Genomic DNA, 19,683 nt, shown 5'->3' with positions numbered 1-19,683 from the left:
TTCGAGTGATCTCGATACGGTCCTTCTCTGTCCCGTAACTCTCCGCGCTTGCTCGTAGTTGTCGCTTTTACGCGGGAATCGTCCGGCGGCGCGACGAGGGGAGCGGCACGTGGGCGGGATCACTCTGACGCAGGACGAGCCGGTCACGGCACCACCGGCCGGGGGCCCGCCGCCCCCGGCCCCGGTGGTCGAACAGGGCCTGAGCCCGCGCCGGGTCCGGTTCGTCTTCCTCGCCCTGATGCTGGCGCTGCTCCTCGCCGCCCTGGAGCAGATGATCGTCGCCACCGCGCTCCCGAGGATCGTCGGCGAGCTGCACGGCCTGGACCGGATGTCCTGGGCGATCACCGCCTATCTGCTCACCGCCACCGTCGGACTGCCCGTCTACGGCAAGCTCGGCGATCTGCTCGGCCGCAAGGGCGTCTTCCAGTTCGCGATCCTCGTCTTCGTCGTCGGCTCCGCGCTGGCCGGCCGCGCGTCCACCATGGACCAGCTGATCGCCTACCGCGCGGTGCAGGGCGTCGGCGCGGGCGGTCTGATGATCGGCGTCCAGGCGATCATGGCCGATATCGTGCCCGCGCGGCAGCGCGGCCGCTTCATGGGCCTGATCGGCGCAGCCTTCGGCCTCGCCTCCGTCGCCGGACCGTTGCTCGGCGGCTACTTCACGGACCATCTCTCCTGGCGCTGGTGCTTCTACGTCAACGTGCCGTTCGGCCTCGTCACCATGGCCGTCGTCGCCGTCGTCCTCAAGCTCCCCAAGCCGGCCACGCGGGCCCGCTTCGACGTCCTCGGCACCCTGCTGCTGGCAGCCTCCTCCACCTGCCTGGTGCTGCTGACCAGCTGGGGCGGCACCGAGTACGCCTGGGGCTCCCGCACGGTGCTCGGACTCGGCGCGGGCGCCGCCGTGAGCGCCGTGCTCTTTCTCGTCGTCGAGCGGTTCGCCGCCGAACCCCTCATCCCGCTGCGGCTGTTCCGGGACTCCGTCTTCAACGTCAGCGCCCTGGTGGGGCTGGTGATCGGCGTCGCCCTGTTCGGCGCCGCCAGCTACCTCCCGACGTATCTGCAGATGGTCGACGGGGCCTCCGCCACCGAGTCGGGACTGCTGATGCTGCCCATGATGGGCGGCATCGTCGGCGCCTCGGTCGTCTCGGGGCAGCTCATCAGCCGCACCGGCCGCTACCGGTGGCACCCCGTCACCGGTACCGCCCTCGCCGTCGTCGGCATGTGGCTGCTGTCCCGCCTGGAGACCGGCACGCCCCGGCTGCACTACAGCGTCTGGATGGCCGTCCTCGGCGCCGGTATCGGCATGGTGATGCCGGTACTGATCCTCGCCGTGCAGAACTCCGTGCGCCCCGCCGACCTCGGCACCGCCACCAGCGCCAACAACTACTTCCGGCAGATCGGCGGCAGCGTCGGCGCCGCCGTCTTCGGCACCCTCTTCGCCGGCCGGCTCACCGACGCGCTCGAGGAGCGCCTCCCCGCGCACGCAAGCGCCCCCGACGCCGAGTCGATCACCCCCGAGCTCGTGCGCGCGCTGCCGCCCGAGCTGCGCGACGCCTACGTCCAGGCCTACGCCGACGCCATGCCGCGCATCTTCCTCCACCTCGTGCCGGTGCTCGTCCTCGGCCTGCTCATCGCCTTCTTCCTCAAGGAGAAACCGCTGGTGTCCCACCACGCCCCCACCGCCGACCCGGCCGACCTCACGGCACACGTGCCGCACGCCCTTCGCCACCCTGCGGGCGGGGGGACCCCCACCTCGCTTCGCTCGCCGCACACCGGTGGCATCCCCGTCTGCGGCACCGTGCAGCACCCCGACGGCACCGCCGTACCGCGTGCCGCGCTCACCCTCATCGACGTCACCGGACAGCAGACCGGACGGGGCGCCAGCGGCGCGGACGGCCGGTACGCGCTGGCGACGCCGGGGCCGGGAGCGTACGTCCTGATCGCCGCCGCGGGCGGCCACCAGCCGCAGGCGGTCTCCGTGACCGTGGGCGAGCGGCCCGTCGAACTCGACGTCGTCCTCGGCGGCGCGGGCCGCCTCGCCGGTACGGTCGTCACCGCCGACGGCACACCGGTGCGGGACGCGGCCGTCACCCTCACCAACGTCCACGGGGAGGTCGTCGCGAGCACCCGCAGCGGCCGCGAGGGCGGCTATGTCATCACCGAGCTGGTGGCGGGGGAGTACACGCTCGCCGCGAGCGCGCCCGCGTTCCGCCCCGCCGCCCTCCCCGTCACCGTCCAGGCCGCGCGTGAGACGCGTCAGGACGTCGAGCTGGCCGGCGGCGCCGTGCTGCGCGGCACGGTGCGGGCGGGCGGCGGACGGCCCGTCGAGGAGGCGCGGGTGACCCTGCTGGACGCGGCGGGCAACGTCGTCGACACCCTCACCACCGGACCCGACGGCACCTTCCGGTTCGTCGACCTGTCCTCCGGCGAGTACACCGTCATCGCCGCCGGTTATCCGCCGGTCGCGACCGTGCTCCAAGTGGCCGGCGGCGGCCGTACCGAACGCGACCTCCAGCTGGGGCACGAGGACTGAAACGGTCGCTCACGCGCGGGAACACGCGCCGGTGCGAGCACGGGCGGGCAATTCCCGCGTTGGCACACATCGTGGCCGACCGTGCCCGTACGGTTGGTGACGGCGGGACAGATCTTGCGCAGCCGGGGGAGAGAGGGCCTGGGCCATGGACCGTGGCACCGAGCGGGACACACCTCCGGACGACCGCGCGGCGAGCGCCGGCCGTATCCCGCTGGCCGTGGTCGTGGTCGACCGCGACGGACTCGTCTCCCACTGGAGCAGGGGCGCGCGCCGTCTGTTCGCGCTCCCCAAGGAGGAGGCGCTCGGCCGCCCGGCGGTCGACCTGCTGCCCGTGACCGGGGCCCTGCCCGAGGAGCCGGGGGAAACCGGGGACGAGGAGCCGTACGGGGCCTACGACGGTCCGGGACCCGGCCTCGGCGCCTCACTCGGCCAAGGCCTCTCCTACCCCGCGGCGGGCCGGGCCCGGCTGGCCGCGGACGGGACCGGACGGGTCGACGTGCTGTGGTGGGCCTACCCGTTGGTCGGCCCGGGAAGCGAGCGGCTGCTGGTGCTGGCAGCCGACGCGGACGGGCCGCACACGGACGGGGCCGGGGCGTTCGAACGCATCGCGCCCGGTTTCGCCCGGCACACCGACCTCCCCGGCTCCGAGGACCTCGCCCGGCGGCTCCCCGAGATCCTCCCCAGCATGAGCGTCGGTGACGGCGCCCGCATCGCCGCACAGGTTCTGGAACTGGGCTATCCCATAATGGAGTTCAGCCAGAACGACCGGGTGCCGGTGACCCCCGACTGGGGTGTGCCCCGGCGCGCCGAACGCCGCGAGCGGCGCGAACGGGCCGCCCGTGCGCGGGCGGCCGGCGAACCGGTCCCCGGGGAACCGCTCGACGAGATCGAGGACCTGGAGTACGCGGCCGTCCGCGAACGCCTGGAGTTCCTCAACGAGGTCAGCTCCCGCATCGGCACCTCCCTCGACCTGTCCCGCACCATCGTCGAGGTCAGCAAGGCCGTCGTGCCCCGCTTCACCGACGTCGCCGGCACCTATCTGCGCGAACAGGTCGTAGCCGGCGAGGGATTCGACGAGGGCGTGCCGGACACCACCACCATGTGGCACCGGGTCGCCCTGGAACACACCGACGAACCCGGCCGCTGGGACGACGTCGTCCCCGTCGGCGAGGCCATGCCCTTTCCGGCGCACACCCCCTTCTTCCAGTGCATGACCACCGGCGAACCCGTTCTCGTCCCGCGCATCAGCGAGGAGATGGGCCACGCCGTCGCCTCGCAGTTCGAGAAGCGGGACATCCGGCCGCTGATCACCGGCCGCTCCATGCTGGTCGTCCCGCTGAAGGCACGCCAGGTCGTCCTCGGCTTCATGATCCTGCTGCGCCATCCGGAGCGGCAGGTCTTCAACGACATGGACCGGGCCACCGGCGCCGAACTCGCCGCCCGCGCGGGCCTCGTCCTCGACAACGCGCGGATGTACACGTACCAGGAGAACGTCGCCGAGACACTCCAGGACAGCATGCTGCCGCACATCCCGCCGCGCATGGCGGGCTGCGACATCGCCACCCGCTATCTGCCGGGCACCCTCCTCGGGCGCATCGGCGGCGACTGGTTCGACGCGGTCAAACTGCCCGGAGCCCGCACCGCGTTCGTCGTAGGCGACGTCATGGGACACGGACTCAACTCGGCGGCCATGATGGGGCAGCTGCGCACCGCCGTACAGACCATGGCCGCGCTCGACCTGCCGCCCGCGCAACTGCTGCGCAACCTGGACGACTTGGCGCAGCGGCTGGGCGACACCCATCTCGCGACCTGTCTGTACGGCGTCTACGACCCCATCGCGAGCGAACTGTGCCTCGCCAACGCCGGACACATCCCGCCGGTACTGGTGCGCGCCGCCGACGGCCGCAGCGAACTCCTCGACCTGCCCACCGGAGCGCCCATCGGCGTCGGCGGGGTGCCCTTCGAGGCGGTGCGGCTGCCCGTGGAACCCGGCGACCGGCTGGTGATGTGCACCGACGGACTGGTCGAGGTGCGCGGCGAGGACATCGGTGTCGGGCTCGCCACGCTCTGCGAGTCCGCCGCCCATCCGGCCGCCTCCATGGACGACGCCTGCGACACCATCATCCGCGCGCTCAACACACGTGGCGGCCGCAAGGACGACGTGGCGCTGCTGATGGCCCGCCTCGGCGGCATCGAGCCCGACGACGTCGCCGAATGGCGGATCGCTCCCGAGCCGTCCGAGGCCGGCCGGGCCCGCGCGGTGGTCCGCGAGCAGCTGTACGAGTGGGGCCTGCCGAAGCTCGTCGAAAGCGCCGAGCTGATGGTCAGCGAACTCGTCACGAACGCCGTACTGCACTCCCACGCCCGCCCCGTCGCCCTGCGGCTGGTGCGCGGCGACACCCTGCTGTGCGAGGTGGAGGACGACGACCACGAACTGCCGACGCTGCTGAACGCCCGGCCGACGGACGAGTTCGGGCGCGGACTGCGCGTGGTCAGCACTCTCGCGAGGGAGTGGGGCACCAGCCGGACGGCGGCAGGCAAGAGCGTCTGGTTCGAGCTGACTCTGCCGCGCCGACGCTGAACTCCGGTGGTACAGGGGCGCGTTCCGGGAGCGAACGAGCCGTGAAAGTACGCGCCGCGCGCTTGTCCGCGCGCCCGGAGCGCGATACACCGTACTCGCCCGTCGCACGGGGCGGGCCGGCGTCGCACCCTGGGGAGTCGGGCATGAGCGTGACCAGTCGGTACCGGGAGGCATGGGAGGGGTTCTGGCGTGAGGCGCCGGACGAACCGGGGGCGGTGTTCTGGGACGCCGAGCCCGCGCTGACCGCGGCCCGCCATCTCGCCCTGTTCGAGCCGCGGTTGAACGACCCCGGGCTGCCCCTGGTGGACCTCGGCTGCGGCAACGGCACCCAGACCCGTTTCCTCGCCGACCGGTTCCCGCGGGTGATCGGCGCCGACCTGTCCGCCGCCGCGCTCGACCGAGCCCGCGCCGCCGACCCGGCCGGGCAGGCGGTGTACCGGCGGCTGGACGCCGTGGAGAAGACCCATTCGCAGGCGCTGCACGCCGAACTCGGCGACGCCAACGTGTATATGCGCGGGGTGCTGCACCAGTGCGAGGCCGACGACCGGCAGGCGCTGGTGGACGGCATCGCCGCGGTGGTCGGCGAGCGCGGCCGGGCCTTCCTCGTCGAGCCGTCCGAGGCGGCGGGGTCCGTTCTGCGCGATTTCGCGACGGGCCCCGGCGGTCCGCCGCCCAAACTCGCGCCCGTGCTGCGGCACGGCATAGCCCCCGGCGAGGTCGCCGACGCGGCGGTGCCCGGGTTCCTCTCCGCGGCCGGACTGACCGTGCTGGCCACCGGCGCCCTGCCACTGACCACGACCGAGCACGGCCCCGACGGCATCCGCATCGAACTCCCGTCGACCTGGTACGTGACGGGACGCGCCGCATGAGGTAACCCCTGGTGAGGAGGCATGTCACCTTCACTGGTCTGGACCTGTGGGAGTTATCCACAGGCTGGCCGGGATTCGCCGGAACCACGTAGCGTGTCCCGTATGAAGATCCTCATCAGCGCCGACATGGAGGGCGCCACCGGTGTCACCTGGCCGGCCGACGTGCTGCCGGGGACTCCCCAGTGGGAGCGGTGCCGGTCCATGTTCACCTCCGACGTCAACGCCGCCGTCCAGGGCTTCTTCGACGGCGGCGCCGACGAGGTGCTGATCAACGAAGCCCACTGGACGATGCGCAACCTGCTCCTCGAGCAGCTGGACGAGCGGGCCCAGATGCTCACCGGGCGGCACAAGTCCCTGTCCATGGTCGAGGGCGTCCAGCACGGCGACGTGGACGGCATCGCCTTCATCGGCTACCACGCGGGCGCCGGCATGGAGGGCGTCCTCGCCCACACCTTCCTCGCCAACTCCATCACCGGCGTCTGGATCAACGACGTCAGGGCCAGCGAGGGCCTGCTCAACGCGCATGTGGTCGCCGAGTACGGGGTGCCGGTCGTTCTCGTCACCGGCGACGACGTGGCCTGCGAGGACGCGCTCGGCTATGCGCCCGAGGCGCTGAAGGTCGCCGTCAAGGACCATGTGTCCCGATACGCGGCCGTGTGCCGCACCCCGGCCCGGACGGCCGCCGACATCCGTGCCGCGGCCAAGGACGCCGCCGCGCTCGCGGTGCGCGGGGAGCCGGTCGACGGCGGGCCCTTCACCGTCGCGGTGGAGTTCGACGCCGAGCATCTGGCGATGGCCGCCACCGTCGTGCCGGGCGTCACCCGCACCGGCGAGCGGAAGGTGGCGTACACCAGCGGGACCATGTACGACGGGATCCGCACCTTCAAGGCGGTCACCACGATCGCCTCGGCCGCGGTGGAGGAGCAGTATGGCTGACGAGCGGGCCCTGGACGAGGTCGTGACCTTCACGTCCGACCTGATCCGGATCGACACGACCAACAGGGGCGGGGGCGACTGCCAGGAGCGGCCCGCCGCCGAGTACGCGGCCGCGCGGCTCGCCGAGGCCGGTCTCGAGCCGGTGCTCCTGGAGCGCACCCCGGGCCGCACCAACGTCGTCGCCCGGCTGGAGGGCAGTGACCCGTCCGCCGACGCGTTGCTCGTCCACGGGCATCTGGACGTCGTCCCGGCCGAGGCCGCCGACTGGAGCGTTCACCCGTTCTCCGGTGAGGTCCGCGACGGCGTGGTCTGGGGGCGTGGCGCCGTCGACATGAAGAACATGGACGCGATGATCCTTGCCGTGGTGCGGTCCTGGGCGCGCGAGGGCATACGGCCCCGGCGCGACGTGGTGATCGCGTTCACCGCGGACGAGGAGGCCAGCGCCGAGGACGGCTCCGGATTCCTCGCCGACCGGCACGCGCACCTCTTCGAGGGCTGCACCGAGGGCATCAGCGAGTCCGGCGCGTTCACCTTCCACGACGGCGGCGGCCGGCAGATCTACCCCGTCGCGGCCGGTGAGCGGGGCACGGCCTGGATGAAGCTCACCGCGCGCGGCCGGGCCGGACACGGCTCCAAGGTCAACCGGGAGAACGCGGTGACGCGGCTCGCCGCCGCCATCACCCGCATCGGCGAGCACGAGTGGCCGCTGCGGCTCACCCCGACCGTGCGGGCCGCGCTCACCGAACTCGCCGCCGTGTACGGCATCCGGACGGACCTGTCCGACGTGGACGCGCTGCTGGAGAAGCTCGGCACGGCCGGCAAGCTCGTCGAGGCCACCGTCCGCAACAGCGCCAATCCGACGATGCTCGACGCCGGCTACAAGGTCAACGTGATTCCCGGGGAGGCCGTGGCGCATGTCGACGGCCGCTATCTGTCGGGGGCCGAGGACGAGTTCCGGGCGACCATGGACCGGCTCACCGGGCCGGACGTCGACTGGGAGTTCGCGCACCACGAGGTGGCGCTCCAGGCGCCGGTGGACACGCCCACGTTCGCCCGGATGCGGGCCGCCATCGAGGAGTTCGCGCCCGAGGGACATGTGGTGCCGTACTGCATGTCCGGCGGCACGGACGCCAAGCAGTTCTCCCGGCTCGGCATCACCGGCTACGGGTTCGCGCCGCTGAAGCTGCCGGAGGGCTTCGACTACCAGGCCCTGTTCCACGGGGTCGACGAACGGGTGCCGGTGGAGGCGCTCCGGTTCGGTGTCCGCGTCCTCGACCGGTTCATGCGGACGGCCTGAGCGGATGAGGGAGACAGTGACGACCCTGGCGTACGGCGAGTGGCCCTCGCCCGTCGACGCGGCGACGGCCGCGGCCCATGACGGCAGCCCCGAGTACACGGGCTTCGTCGGGGACGAGGTGTGGTGGACCGAGCCCCGGCCCACCGAGGCGGGCCGGCGCACCCTCGTACGGCGACACGCCGACGGGACCGAGGAACCGGTCCTGGCGGCGCCGTGGAACGTGCGGACCCGCGTCATCGAGTACGGCGGCCGCCCCTGGGCCGGCACCGTGCGGGACGGCACCCCGCTGGTGGTGTTCGTGAACTTCGCCGACCAGCGGCTCTACCGGTACGAGCCCGGCGGCGAGCCCCACCCGCTCACGCCCGTGTCCCCGGTCGGGGAGGGGCTGCGCTGGGCCGATCCGGTACTGCTGCCGGAGCGCGGCGAGGTGTGGTGCGTCCTCGAGGAGTTCACCGGCGACGGCCCCAGCGATGTGCGCCGGGTCCTGGCCGCCGTACCGCTGGACGGCTCCGCCGCAGGGGACCGGGACGCCGTACGGGAACTGAGCGACGGGCGGCACCGGTTCGTCACCGGGCCGCGCCTGTCACCGGACGGGCGGCGCGCCTGCTGGATCGGCTGGGACCATCCGCGCATGCCGTGGGACGGCACCGAGCTGCTCGTCGCCGACGTCGCCGGCGACGGCACCCTGCGCGACGCCCGCACGGTGGCCGGCGGGCCCGAGGAGTCGATCGCCCAGGCCGACTGGGCCCACGACGGCCGACTGCTGTACGCGCGCGACCGTACCGGCTGGTGGAACCTCTACCGGGACGGGGAACCGCTCTGCCCGCGCGAGGAGGAGTTCGGCGGACCGCTGTGGAAGCTGGGCCACAACTGGTTCGCCCCGCTGGACGGCGGACTGATAGCGGTCCTGCACGGCCGGGGCGCCCCCGTGCTCGGCATCCTCGACCCCGAGACCGGCGAGGTCGTCGACGCCGTCGGCCCCTGGTCGGAGTTCGCCCCGTCCGTGGCGGCCCTCGGCGAACGGGTCGTCTCCGTCGGGGCCGGGCCGCGCAGCGGTCACGAGGTGGTGGAGCTGGACACCCGCACGGGCCGCGCCCGGGTGATCGGCGCCCGCCACGAGGACGCCGTGGACCCCGCGTACTACCCCGAGCCGCAGGTCCGCACCTTCACGGGACCGGACGGCCGGGAGATCCACGCCCAGGTCTACCCGCCGCACCACCCCGGGCACACCGGCCCCGCGGGCGAGCTGCCCCCGTACGTCATCTGGGCGCACGGCGGCCCCACCGGCCGGGTGCCGCTGGTGCTCGACCTGGAGATCGCCTACTTCACCTCGCGCGGCATCGGCGTCGCCGAGGTCAACTACGGCGGCTCCACCGGGTACGGGCGGGAGTACCGCAACCGGCTGCGCGGGCAGTGGGGCGTGGTCGACGTCGAGGACTGCGCCGCCGTCGCGCTCGCCCTCGCGGACGAGGGCACCGCCGACCGTGACCGGCTCGCCGTCCGCGGCGGCAGCGCCGGCGGCTGGACCACCGCCGCCTCGCTCACCGGCACCGACGTCTACGCCTGCGGCACCATCAGCTATCCGGTGCTCGACCTGGCCGGCTGGGGCACGGGGGAGACCCACGACTTCGAGTCCCAGTACCTGGAGAGCCTGATCGGGCCGCGCGCCGAGGTTCCCGAGCGGTACACACAGCGCTCGCCCGTCGAGCACGCCGACCGGCTCTCCGTCCCCTTCCTGATGCTCCAGGGACTGGACGACGTGATCTGCCCGCCCGTCCAGTGCGAGCGGTTCCTCGCCCGGCTGGCCGGCCGGGGCATCCCGCACGCCTACCTCACCTTCGAGGGCGAGGGACACGGCTTCCGGCGGGCGGACACCATGGTGCGCGCCCTGGAGGCGGAACTGTCCCTGTACGCCCAGGTGTTCGGCATGGAACCGCCCGGCGTACCGATCCTGGAGCTCGAAGCATGACCGCGGTGGAAGCTCTGCGCCGGCCGGCCCGGCTCGCCCCCGGCGCCCGGGTGGCCGTGGTCGCGCCCAGCGGTCCGGTGCCCGAGGAGCGGCTCCAGGCCGGGCTCGACGTGCTGCGCGGCTGGGACCTCGACCCGGTCGTCGCCCCGCATGTCCTGAACCGGCACAGCGAGTTCGGCTACCTCGCGGGCACCGACGCCGACCGGGCCGCCGACCTCCAGTCCGCCTGGTGCGACCCCGCCGTCGACGCGGTGATCTGCGCCCGCGGCGGCTACGGCGTCCAGCGCATGGCCGACCTGCTCGACTGGGACGCCATGCGGGCCGCCGGGCCCAAGGTCCTCGTCGGGTTCAGCGACATCACCGCGCTGCACGAGGCGTTCGCCGTCCGGCTCGGCCTGGTAACCCTGCACGGACCGATGGCCGCGGGCATCGACTTCATCAAGAGCGAACGGGCGCAGCGGCATCTCAAGGCGACCCTCTTCGCTCCCGAGACGGTCCGCACGCTCCACTCCGACGGCACAGCGCTCGTCCCCGGCCGGGCACGCGGGGTCACCCTCGGCGGCTGCCTCGCCCTGCTCGCCGGTGACCTCGGCACCCCGTACGCCAGGCCCGCCGCGCGCGGCGGACTGCTCTGCCTGGAGGACGTGGGGGAGGAGACGTACCGGCTCGACCGCTGTCTCACCCAGCTGCTGCGGGCCGGGTGGCTGGAGGGGGTGTCCGGGCTGCTGCTCGGCTCGTGGGCGGAGTGCGGGCCGTACGACAGGGTGCGGGCGCTGCTCACCGACCGGCTCGGCGGTCTCGGAGTGCCGGTGGCCGAGCAGTTCGGGTTCGGTCACTGCGACGACGCGCTGACCGTCCCGTTCGGCGTCCCGGCCGAACTCGACGCCGGAGCGGGCACGCTGACGCTGGACGAACCGGCGCTGCGCTGACCGTCCGTCGTAGGGTGGCAGGGTGCCGCACACCGCTTCCCGCTACCTGGCCGAAGGCCCCCGCGTGGGCCTGCGTCACTTCACCCACGCGGACGGCGCCGAGTTCACCGCCCGCGCCCGGGAGAGCAAGGACCTGCACCATCCCTGGCTGTTCCCGCCGGACAGCCAGGGCGCGTACTCCGCGTACGCCGGGCGGCTGATCGAGGACCGTACGAAGGCCGGATTCCTGGTCTGCGAGAAGGACGCGGACGGCGCCCTCGCCGGATTCATCAACATCAACAACATCGTCGAGGGCGGCTTCCTGTGCGGGGCGCTCGGCTACGGCGCCTTCGCCCACGCGGCCGGGCGCGGGCTGATGCGCGAGGGCCTGGACCTCGTGGTGCGGTACGCCTTCGGCCCGATGCGACTGCACCGGCTGGAGATCAACGTGCAGCCCGGGAACGCCGCCTCCATCGCCCTCGCCCGCGCCTGCGGATTCCAGCTGGAGGGCTTCTCCCCGAAGATGCTCTTCATCGACGGCGCCTGGCGCGACCACCAGCGCTGGGCGAGGACCAGTGACAGGGCCACGAGCCGTTGAGGACCGGACCGCCCGTGGGCGAGGATGATCCGCATGCGCAACATCGTCGTGGTCGACGCCCCCTCCAACCTGGGCCTGCGCCCGCCCGCCCCCGGCACCGTGCCCGGCTGCTACAAACTGGCCGGCGCACTGCGTGAGCAGCGGATCGTCCAACGACTGCACGCCATGGAGGGCGGGGTGGTCGTGCCGCCCCGCTACGACCGGGGCGACTGGCAGGAGGGCGACGGCGTCTTCAACGCGGCCGCTCTCGCCGCCTACACCGTCAAACTCGCCGACCGCGTGGAGCACCATGTGCGCGCCGGTGATCTGACCGTCGTCCTCGGCGGTGACTGTTCCGTCCAGCTCGGTGCCACGCGCGCGCTGCGCCGCGTCGGACGGTACGGGCTGGTCGCCCTGGACGCCTCCCCGGACTTCCGGCACCCCGGCAGCGCCGACGGGGTCGGCGCGGCAGGGGGCGAGGAGGTCGCGCTGGCCACCGGGCGCGGGCAGAGGGACCTCACAGACCTGGAGGGGCTGGGGCCCTATCTGCGCGACGAGGACGTGCGGTTCTTCGGCATCCGCGACTACTTCGAGGAGGACCGCGCCGAGCTCGCCGCGCTGAAGATCCCCGTCGTCACCGTGGGGGACCTGCGCGCGGGGGACGCCGGAGAACTGGCCCGCGCCGCCGCCCGGTCCTACGCCGCGCCCGGACTCGACGGCTTCTGGGTGCATCTGGACGCCGATGTCCTCGACCCGGCCGTCATGCCCGCCGTCGACAGCCCCGACCCCGACGGTCTGCAGCCCGCCGAACTCCTCGCCCTGCTGCGCCCGTTGCTCACCTCCCCGCACTGTGCCGGCCTCACCGTCACCATCTACGACCCCGACCTCGACCCGGACGGGACGGCGGGCGCGCTTCTGGCCGACACGGTGGTCTCCGCCTTTGCGGAAACCTGACGCGCGGCGCCCCTGTTCAGGCGGGCACGCGGAGGCTTCCATGGAGATCGTGACGACGATCCGACGTGAGGTACTGACGCTGCCCGCCGCACTCCTGGGCCCCGACAACCCGCTGCCGCCCCTGCGGCCACTCGACGAGACACACCGCATCGAGGACCGCGACAAGCGGGTTCTGCCGCGCGACATGGCCCGGCAGATCGGCTACGAGCCCCTGCACGGTCTGCTGCCCGTCCGTGTCCGCGACGGCTACGACCGCCGCCGCGAACCCCGCGCGCTCGACGCCCTCGTCATCGAGAACGACCGGCTGCGCGCCACCGTGCTGCCCGCCCTCGGCGGCCGGATCTCCTCCCTCGTCCACACACCCACCGGCCGTGAACTCCTCTACCGCAACCCGGTGTTCCAGCCCGCCAACTTCGCCCTCAACGGCGCCTGGTTCTCCGGCGGCGTCGAATGGAACATCGGCGCCACCGGCCATACCACCCTGTCCTGCTCACCCGTCCACGCCGCCCGCGTCCCCGCCCCCGACGGCGGGGAGATGCTGCGCCTGTGGGAGTGGGAGCGGCTGCGCGACCTGCCCTTCCAGGTCGACCTGTGGCTGCCGGACGGCTCCGACTTCCTGTACGTCGGAGCCCGCGTCCGCAACCCGCACGAGAAGCCGGTGCCGACCTACTGGTGGTCCAACATCGCCGTCCCCGAGAAGTGCCGGGTCCTCGCCCCCGCCGAGGAGGCCTACCACTTCGGCTACGAGCGGCGGCTGCGCAGGGTGCCCGTCCCGGAGTACGACGGTGTCGACCGCACCTACCCGCCGAACAGCACGTACCCCGCCGACTACTTCTACGACGTCCCCGGACACCGCAGACGCTGGATCGCCGCACTGGACGCCGACGGCCACGGCCTCGTGCAGACCTCCACCGACGTACTGCGCGGCCGGAAGCTGTTCGTATGGGGCGGCGGGCCCGGCGGGCGCAGCTGGCAGCAGTGGCTCACCGAGCCCGGCACCGGCGGCTACTGCGAGATCCAGGCGGGCCTCGCCCGCACCCAGCTGGAACACGTCCGGCTGGACGCGGAGAGCGAGGTGTCCTGGCTGGAGGCGTACGGGCCGTTCGAGTCGCGGCCCGACGGGGAGTGGAACGGCGTACTGACCGAGGCGGAGAACCGGCTCGAGGCGGTCCTGCCGCGCGCCGAGGTCGACGCGGCGTACGCGGCCTGGGAGCCGTACGCCGACACCGAACCCGGCGAACGGCTCGCCACCGGTTCCGGCTGGGGTGCCCTGGAGGTGCTGCGGGCCGGCTGGAAACTGCCCGGCACACCCTTCGACGAGAACACCGTCGGCGAGGAGCAGCGACCGTGGCTGCACCTGCTGCGCGCCGGCTCCTTCCCCGAGCCGCCCGGCGGCCTCCCGCCCGGCGCGACGCTCGTCGCCCGGCACTGGCGCGACATGCTGGAGACCGCGCCCGCCACGCCCCTCACCGAGTACCACCTCGGCGTCGCCCAATGGCACGCCGGCGACCGGGCGCAGGCGGTACGCAGCTGGGAGCGCGGGCTGCGGCACGCCCCGGCGGCCTGGCCGGCGCTGCGCTGCCTCGCGGTCGCCGACCAGGAGGACCGCCACCCCGAGCGGGCCGCCGAGCGTTACGCGGACGCCTTCGACGACCTCTGCCGGGTGCGCGGCGGCGACGTCCCGTGGACCGCCGTCACCGCCGCGCTCGGACGGGAGGCGATCGAGGCACTGCTCGCCGTCGGCCGCACCGGGGACGCGCGCTCCGTGTGGCAGCGGCTGGACCCCACGACCCGGGCCCGCGGCAGGTTCCGGCTGGTCGAGGCCGGGCTGCTGCTCGCCGAGGGGCGGGTCGAGCGGGCCCGTGCCGTGTTCGACGCGGGCTTCGAGGTCGCCGACCTGCGGGAGGGGGACGAGGTGATCGGGCTGCTGTGGGCGGGCGTCACCGGCGAACCGCTGCCGGAGCACTACGACTTCCGGATGCGGCCCACGCCGTGAACCCGGCGGTCAGGCGTGGCGGTCCGCGTACTCGTAGACCGCCCCGTCGGGGTGCCGGGCGATGAGGTTGCGGCCCACCGGCGTCGGCAGCGGACCCGCGAGAATGTCGGCGCCCATCTCGGCGAGCACCCGCCCGGTCTCCTCGACGTCGTTCACCGCGATGGTCGCGGCGACCTTGCGCAGCACGTCCAGCTCGGCCGCGGGGCCGCTCATCAGCAGGAAGCAGCCCACCGCGGCGACTTGGACACCACCCCGCTCGAACCGGAGGGCCGTACCGCCCGCCAGCCGTTCATAGAAGGGGATGGCGGCCTCGATGTCGCCAACGCAGACACGCAGTGTGGCACCCAGAATCTCCATACCCCCGACCCTAGTTGCGCCCCCGAGCCCCCTCACCCCGCCCCGCCCTGGTCGGACATCCACGCCCGTCTCCGCCCCCGAACCCCCTCACCCCGCCCCGCCCTGGTCGGACATCCACGCCCGCCTCCGCCCCCCGAACCCCCTCACCCCCACCCACGCTCGGCGGACATCCCCGCCCACCCGCCACCGCCCCCCGCCCCACCCGCCTCCGCCCCCGCCCCTCGCCCTCCGCGGGCAGTCGTGCCGCTGGGGCGGCACGGGTGGGCGCGACGGCACCCCGCAAGCGCCGGGCCGCGCGAGCCCCCCGCCCCGCACCCACACCGGGCACCCCGCAAACCCGACCTGGGCGATCGCCACCGCCCCGGCCCGCCGGGCACGGCACAGCACCCCCGTGGCCCCCGCCGAGAACCCCCCACACGTTTGGGCCCCCCGCCCAGGGGGACGCGGAAGTCTCCCGACGTACGCCGGAGGCGAACCGTGAGTCGACCCCGCATTGTGATCGTCGGTGCCGGCTTCGCCGGCTACCGCACGGCCCAGACGCTCTCCCGCCTGGCCCGGGGCCGAGCCGACATCACCCTCCTCAACCCGACCGACTACTTCCTCTACCTGCCCCTGCTGCCCCAGGTCGCCGCGGGCATCCTGGAACCCCGCCGGGTCACCGTCTCCCTCTCCGGCACGCTGCCGCACGTCAAGCTGGTGCTGGGGGAGTCCGACCGCATCGATCTCGACGCCCGGCAGGTGCACTACACCGGCCCGGAGGGCGAGGGCGGCACCCTCGACTACGACCGCCTGGTCCTCGCCGCCGGCAGTGTCAACAAGCTGCTCCCCATCCCCGGTGTCGCCGAACACGCCCACGGCTTCCGCGGCCTGCCCGAGGCGCTGTACCTGCGCGACCACGTGACCCGCCAGGTCGAGCTGGCCACCGCGGCCGACGACCCCAAACGGTGCGCGGCCCGCTGTACGTTCGTCGTGGTCGGCGCCGGCTACACCGGCACCGAAGTCGCCGCGCACGGACAGCTGTTCACCGACGCGCAAGTCGACAAGCACCCGATGCGCACCGGCATGCGGCCACGCTGGCTGCTCCTCGACATCGCCGACCGGGTCCTGCCCGAACTGGACGAACGCCTCTCCCGCACGGCCGACACCGTGCTGCGGGAACGGGGCGTCGACGTGCGGATGGGCACCTCCGTGAAGGAGGCCACGCACGACGGAGTGCTGCTGACCGACGGGGAATTCGTCGACACCCACACCCTGGTGTGGTGCGTGGGCGTACGCCCCGACCCGCTCGCCGAATCCCTCGGACTGCCCCTGGAACGCGGTCGGCTGCTCGTCGACACACACCTGCGAGTGCCGGGCAGGCCCGAGGTGTTCGCCTGCGGTGACGCGGCGGCCGTGCCGGACCTGGAGAAGCCGGGCTCGTACACCCCGATGACCGCGCAGCACGCCTGGCGGCAGGGCAAGGTGTGCGCGCACAACATCGCCGCGTCGTTCGGCGACGGCCGGCGGCGGGTCTACCGGCACAAGGACATGGGGTTCGTGGTGGACCTGGGCGGCGTCAAGGCCGCCGCGAACCCGCTCGGCGTCAATCTGTCCGGGGTGGCGGCGGGCGCGGTCACCCGCGGCTACCACCTCGCGGCGATGCCGGGCAACCGGGTGCGGGTGGCCGCGGACTGGTTCCTCGACGCCGTACTGCCGCGCCAGGCGGTCCAGTTGGGGCTCGTACGGTCCTGGTCCGTGCCACTCGACACGGCGTCCCCGGAACTCGCGCGGGTACCGGCCGAGGGCCGGCCCGCCGTGACCCCGCCGCCCGGGCAGCCGGCGCCCGGCCCCGATATCGCGCCCGGCCCTGTCAGGCGTACCGACCGACCCACCGAAGGAGACTCATGAACACCGGTGAACTCGTCGAGCTGGGACAGCAGTTGCGGGTGGACAGCGTCCGCGCCGCGGCGGCCGCCGGCTCCGGGCACCCCACGTCGTCGATGTCCGCGGCGGACCTCATGGCCGTACTGTTCGCCCGCCACTTCCACTACGACTTCGAACGCCCCGACCACCCCGGCAACGACCGCTTCGTCCTCTCCAAGGGTCACGCGTCGCCCCTGATGTACGCCGTCTACAAGGCGGCCGGCGCCATCGACGACGAGGAGCTGCTCACCTTCCGCGAGAACGGCAGCCGTCTCGAAGGCCACCCCACGCCACGGCGACTGCCGTGGGTCGAGACGGCCACCGGCTCGCTCGGCCAGGGGTTCCCCGTCGGCGTCGGCATCGCGATGGCCGGGAAGCGGCTGGAGCACGCCGGCTACCGGGTGTGGGTACTGTGCGGCGACAGCGAGCTGGCCGAGGGATCGGTGTGGGAGGCCGCCGAACACGGCGCCCACGAGCATCTGGACAACCTCACGCTGATCGTGGACGTCAACCGGCTCGGACAGCGCGGACCCACCCGGCACGGCCACGACCTGGACGCCTACGCGCGCCGCTTCCAGGGCTTCGGCTGGCACACCGTCGAGGTGGACGGCCATGACGTGGACGCCGTGGACCGCGCCTACGGGGAGGCCCTGTCCACCAGGGGCCAGCCCACCGTGATCCTCGCCCGCACCCTCAAGGGCAAGGGCGTCGCCTCGGTCCAGGACCGCGAGGGACTGCACGGCAAACCGCTGCCGGAGGCCGACGAGGCCATCGCCGAACTCGGCGGCCCCCGCGATCTGCGCGTCCGCGTCCGGCCGCCGTCCGCCGACGTGGCACCGCGCCCGGGAGGCCGCGGGCGGCCGGAGCTGCCCCGCTGGGACAAGGGCGAGGAGGTGGCCACCCGCGACGCCTTCGGCGAGGCACTGTCCGCCCTCGGCACCGCGCGCGACGACATCGTGGTCCTGGACGGGGAGGTCGGCGACTCCACGCGCGCGGAGGCCTTCGCCAAGGAACACCCCGAGCGCTACTTCGAGTGCTACATCGCCGAGCAGCAGATGGTCGCCGCCGCCGTCGGCATGGCCGCGCGCGGCTGGACACCGTACGCCGCGACCTTCGCCGCGTTCCTCACCCGCGCCCACGACTTCATCCGCATGGCGTCGGTCAGCGGCTCCGGCCTCGCCCTCGTCGGCTCCCACGCGGGTGTCGCCATCGGTCAGGACGGGCCCAGCCAGATGGGTCTGGAGGATCTGGCGATGATGCGGGCGGTGCACGGCTCCACCGTGCTGTACCCGTGCGACGCCAACCAGACCGCGCGGCTGGTCGCCGGGATGGCCGGCCTCGACGGCATCCGCTATCTGCGCACCTCGCGCGGGGCGAGCGAGGTGATCTACGGCCCCGACGAGGAGTTCCCCGTCGGTGGCAGCAAGGTGCTGCGCTCCTCCGGCCGCGACCGGCTCACTCTCGTCGCCGCGGGTGTCACCGTGCCCGAGGCGCTGGCCGCCGCCGAGGCGCTGGACGGCGAGGGCATCGCCGTACGGGTGATCGATCTGTACTCGGTGAAGCCGGTCGACCGGGAGACGCTGCGCGGGGCCGCCGAGGAGACCGGCTGTCTGATGACGGTGGAGGACCACCATCCGGAGGGCGGCCTCGGGGACGCCGTGGCGGAGGCCTTCGCCGACGGGCGTCCGGTACCGCGTCTGGTACGGCTCGGTGTGCGCACCATGCCGGGGTCGGCCTCCCCCGGGGAGCAGCTGCACGCGGCCGGGATCGACGCCGAGTCGATCGCGGCGGCCGGGCGGCTGCTGGTGGGGGAGGCGATCGTGTCGTGAGCGACGGCGGTGCGCGCATCGTTCGGGCGGGCCGTCGCACCCTGGAGATCCACCGGCCGGGGAAAGCGCTCTTCCCCGGCGGCGGGGGCACGAAGGAGTACACCAAGGGCGACCTCGTCGAGTACCACCGCGCCGTCGCCCCGTATCTGCTGCCGCACCTGCGGGGCCGCCCGCTGATGCTGGACCGGCGCCCGGACGGCATCGACGGTCCGGCTTTCATGCAGAAGAACACCCCGGAGGGCTATCCGGACTGGATCACCCGGACCGAGGTCGCCAAGGAGGGCGGCACCGTCACACACACGGTGTGCGACGACACCGCCACCCTTCTCTATCTGGTCGACCAGGCGAGCATCACGCTGCACCGCTGGCTGTCGCGCACGGACCGGATCGACCGTCCGGACCGGCTGGTGTTCGACCTGGACCCGTCCGGCGACGACTTCGAGACCGTACGGGAGGCCGCCAGGCTGCTGGGGGAACTCCTCGACGAGCTGAAGCTGCCGTCCGCGCTGATGACCACCGGCTCCCGGGGCCTGCATGTGATCGTGCCCCTGAACGCGGCCGAGGGCTTCGACGACGTACGCGCCTTCGCCCGCGAGGTCGCCGACACCCTCGCTGCCGCCCACCCCGACCGGCTCACCACCGCCGCCCGCAAGAAGGACCGCGGCGACCGGCTCTACCTCGACATCCAGCGCAACGCCTACGCGCAGACCGCAGTCGCCCCCTACACTGTCCGCGCCCTGCCCGGCGCCCCCGTCGCCGTGCCCATTTCCCGGGACGAACTGGACGATCCGGAGCTGCACGCCCGCCGCTGGACCGTCGCCGACGCCGTCGGGCAGGCATGCGCCGACCCCTGGTCGGACCTGCCGCGCCGGGGACGCGCCCTCGCACCGGCCCGCCGCCGGCTGGCCGCGCTCCGCGACTGAACCGCGCCCGCACCCCCCTCGTGACCGGGCACGATGCCCGGCCCCGGGGAAC

Annotated in this window: 14 protein-coding genes; 13 read left to right on the top strand and 1 reads right to left on the bottom strand. The window is 73.4% G+C overall.

The genetic code is table 11. From position 1 onward, the window contains the following. Positions 1-109: 109 nt before the first annotated feature. The 10 genes from ACGFR9_RS01725 to ACGFR9_RS01680 all read left to right on the top strand — a co-directional run bounded on the left by ACGFR9_RS01725 (position 110) and on the right by ACGFR9_RS01680 (position 14,620). Entirely contained in the window at positions 110-2,533 is a 2,424-nt protein-coding gene (locus tag ACGFR9_RS01725) for an MFS transporter (RefSeq protein WP_393201891.1), read from the top strand. A 145-nt stretch (positions 2,534-2,678) separates the two neighbouring features. After that, positions 2,679-5,114, top strand: a complete 2,436-nt coding sequence (locus tag ACGFR9_RS01720; protein ID WP_393201889.1) for a SpoIIE family protein phosphatase — start codon at positions 2,679-2,681, stop codon at positions 5,112-5,114. Between the two features lie 143 nt (positions 5,115-5,257). Continuing rightward, on the top strand, positions 5,258-5,983 hold the full coding sequence (locus tag ACGFR9_RS01715; RefSeq protein ID WP_393201887.1) for a methyltransferase domain-containing protein: 726 nt from the start codon (positions 5,258-5,260) through the stop codon (positions 5,981-5,983). Positions 5,984-6,085: 102 nt separating this feature from the next. Continuing rightward, positions 6,086-6,919, top strand: coding sequence for a M55 family metallopeptidase (locus ACGFR9_RS01710; protein WP_030211795.1), 834 nt, complete (start codon positions 6,086-6,088; stop codon positions 6,917-6,919). Then, positions 6,912-8,216: a M20/M25/M40 family metallo-hydrolase gene (locus ACGFR9_RS01705; RefSeq protein WP_311646482.1), complete on the top strand. Its 1,305-nt coding sequence runs from the start codon at positions 6,912-6,914 to the stop codon at positions 8,214-8,216. Before ACGFR9_RS01710 ends, ACGFR9_RS01705 begins: the two co-directional genes overlap by 8 nt. Before the next feature lie 4 nt (positions 8,217-8,220). Then, positions 8,221-10,185: a prolyl oligopeptidase family serine peptidase gene (locus ACGFR9_RS01700; RefSeq protein ID WP_393201885.1), complete on the top strand. Its 1,965-nt coding sequence runs from the start codon at positions 8,221-8,223 to the stop codon at positions 10,183-10,185. Next, positions 10,182-11,114: an LD-carboxypeptidase gene (locus tag ACGFR9_RS01695; protein WP_393201883.1), complete on the top strand. Its 933-nt coding sequence runs from the start codon at positions 10,182-10,184 to the stop codon at positions 11,112-11,114. The genes ACGFR9_RS01700 and ACGFR9_RS01695 overlap by 4 nt, the downstream gene beginning before the upstream one ends. A gap of 22 nt (positions 11,115-11,136) precedes the next feature. Next, a complete protein-coding gene (locus tag ACGFR9_RS01690; protein ID WP_393201881.1) occupies positions 11,137-11,691 on the top strand; it encodes a GNAT family N-acetyltransferase in 555 nt (184 codons plus the stop codon). A 33-nt stretch (positions 11,692-11,724) separates the two neighbouring features. Continuing rightward, positions 11,725-12,624, top strand: coding sequence for an arginase family protein (locus ACGFR9_RS01685; protein WP_393201879.1), 900 nt, complete (start codon positions 11,725-11,727; stop codon positions 12,622-12,624). 40 nt (positions 12,625-12,664) lie between these two features. Further along, the gene (locus ACGFR9_RS01680) at positions 12,665-14,620 is read left to right on the top strand and encodes a DUF5107 domain-containing protein (protein WP_393201877.1); all 1,956 of its coding nucleotides are present in this window, start codon (positions 12,665-12,667) and stop codon (positions 14,618-14,620) included. A gap of 9 nt (positions 14,621-14,629) precedes the next feature. Here ACGFR9_RS01680 and ACGFR9_RS01675 read toward each other — a convergent pair whose 3' ends face one another. Beyond that, positions 14,630-14,977: a VOC family protein gene (locus tag ACGFR9_RS01675; protein WP_393201875.1), complete on the bottom strand. Its 348-nt coding sequence runs from the start codon at positions 14,975-14,977 to the stop codon at positions 14,630-14,632. A gap of 477 nt (positions 14,978-15,454) precedes the next feature. Here ACGFR9_RS01675 and ACGFR9_RS01670 point away from each other — a divergent pair, with 477 nt between their 5' ends. Genes ACGFR9_RS01670 through ligD form a run of 3 tightly spaced genes read left to right on the top strand, consistent with a single transcriptional unit; the run spans position 15,455 to position 19,631 of the window. Next, entirely contained in the window at positions 15,455-16,864 is a 1,410-nt protein-coding gene (locus ACGFR9_RS01670; protein ID WP_393201873.1) for an NAD(P)/FAD-dependent oxidoreductase, read from the top strand. Then, positions 16,861-18,708: a transketolase gene (locus ACGFR9_RS01665; RefSeq protein ID WP_393201871.1), complete on the top strand. Its 1,848-nt coding sequence runs from the start codon at positions 16,861-16,863 to the stop codon at positions 18,706-18,708. Before ACGFR9_RS01670 ends, ACGFR9_RS01665 begins: the two co-directional genes overlap by 4 nt. Continuing rightward, entirely contained in the window at positions 18,705-19,631 is a 927-nt protein-coding gene (gene ligD / locus ACGFR9_RS01660) for a non-homologous end-joining DNA ligase (protein ID WP_393201869.1), read from the top strand. Before ACGFR9_RS01665 ends, ligD begins: the two co-directional genes overlap by 4 nt. Positions 19,632-19,683 lie beyond the last annotated feature (52 nt).

The organism is Streptomyces sp. NPDC048584 (assembly GCF_043199595.1).
Lineage (GTDB): Bacteria > Actinomycetota > Actinomycetes > Streptomycetales > Streptomycetaceae > Streptomyces > Streptomyces edwardsiae.
The sequence above is the reverse complement of the archived record's forward strand: the minus strand, read 5'-3'. Positions and strand labels throughout refer to the sequence as shown.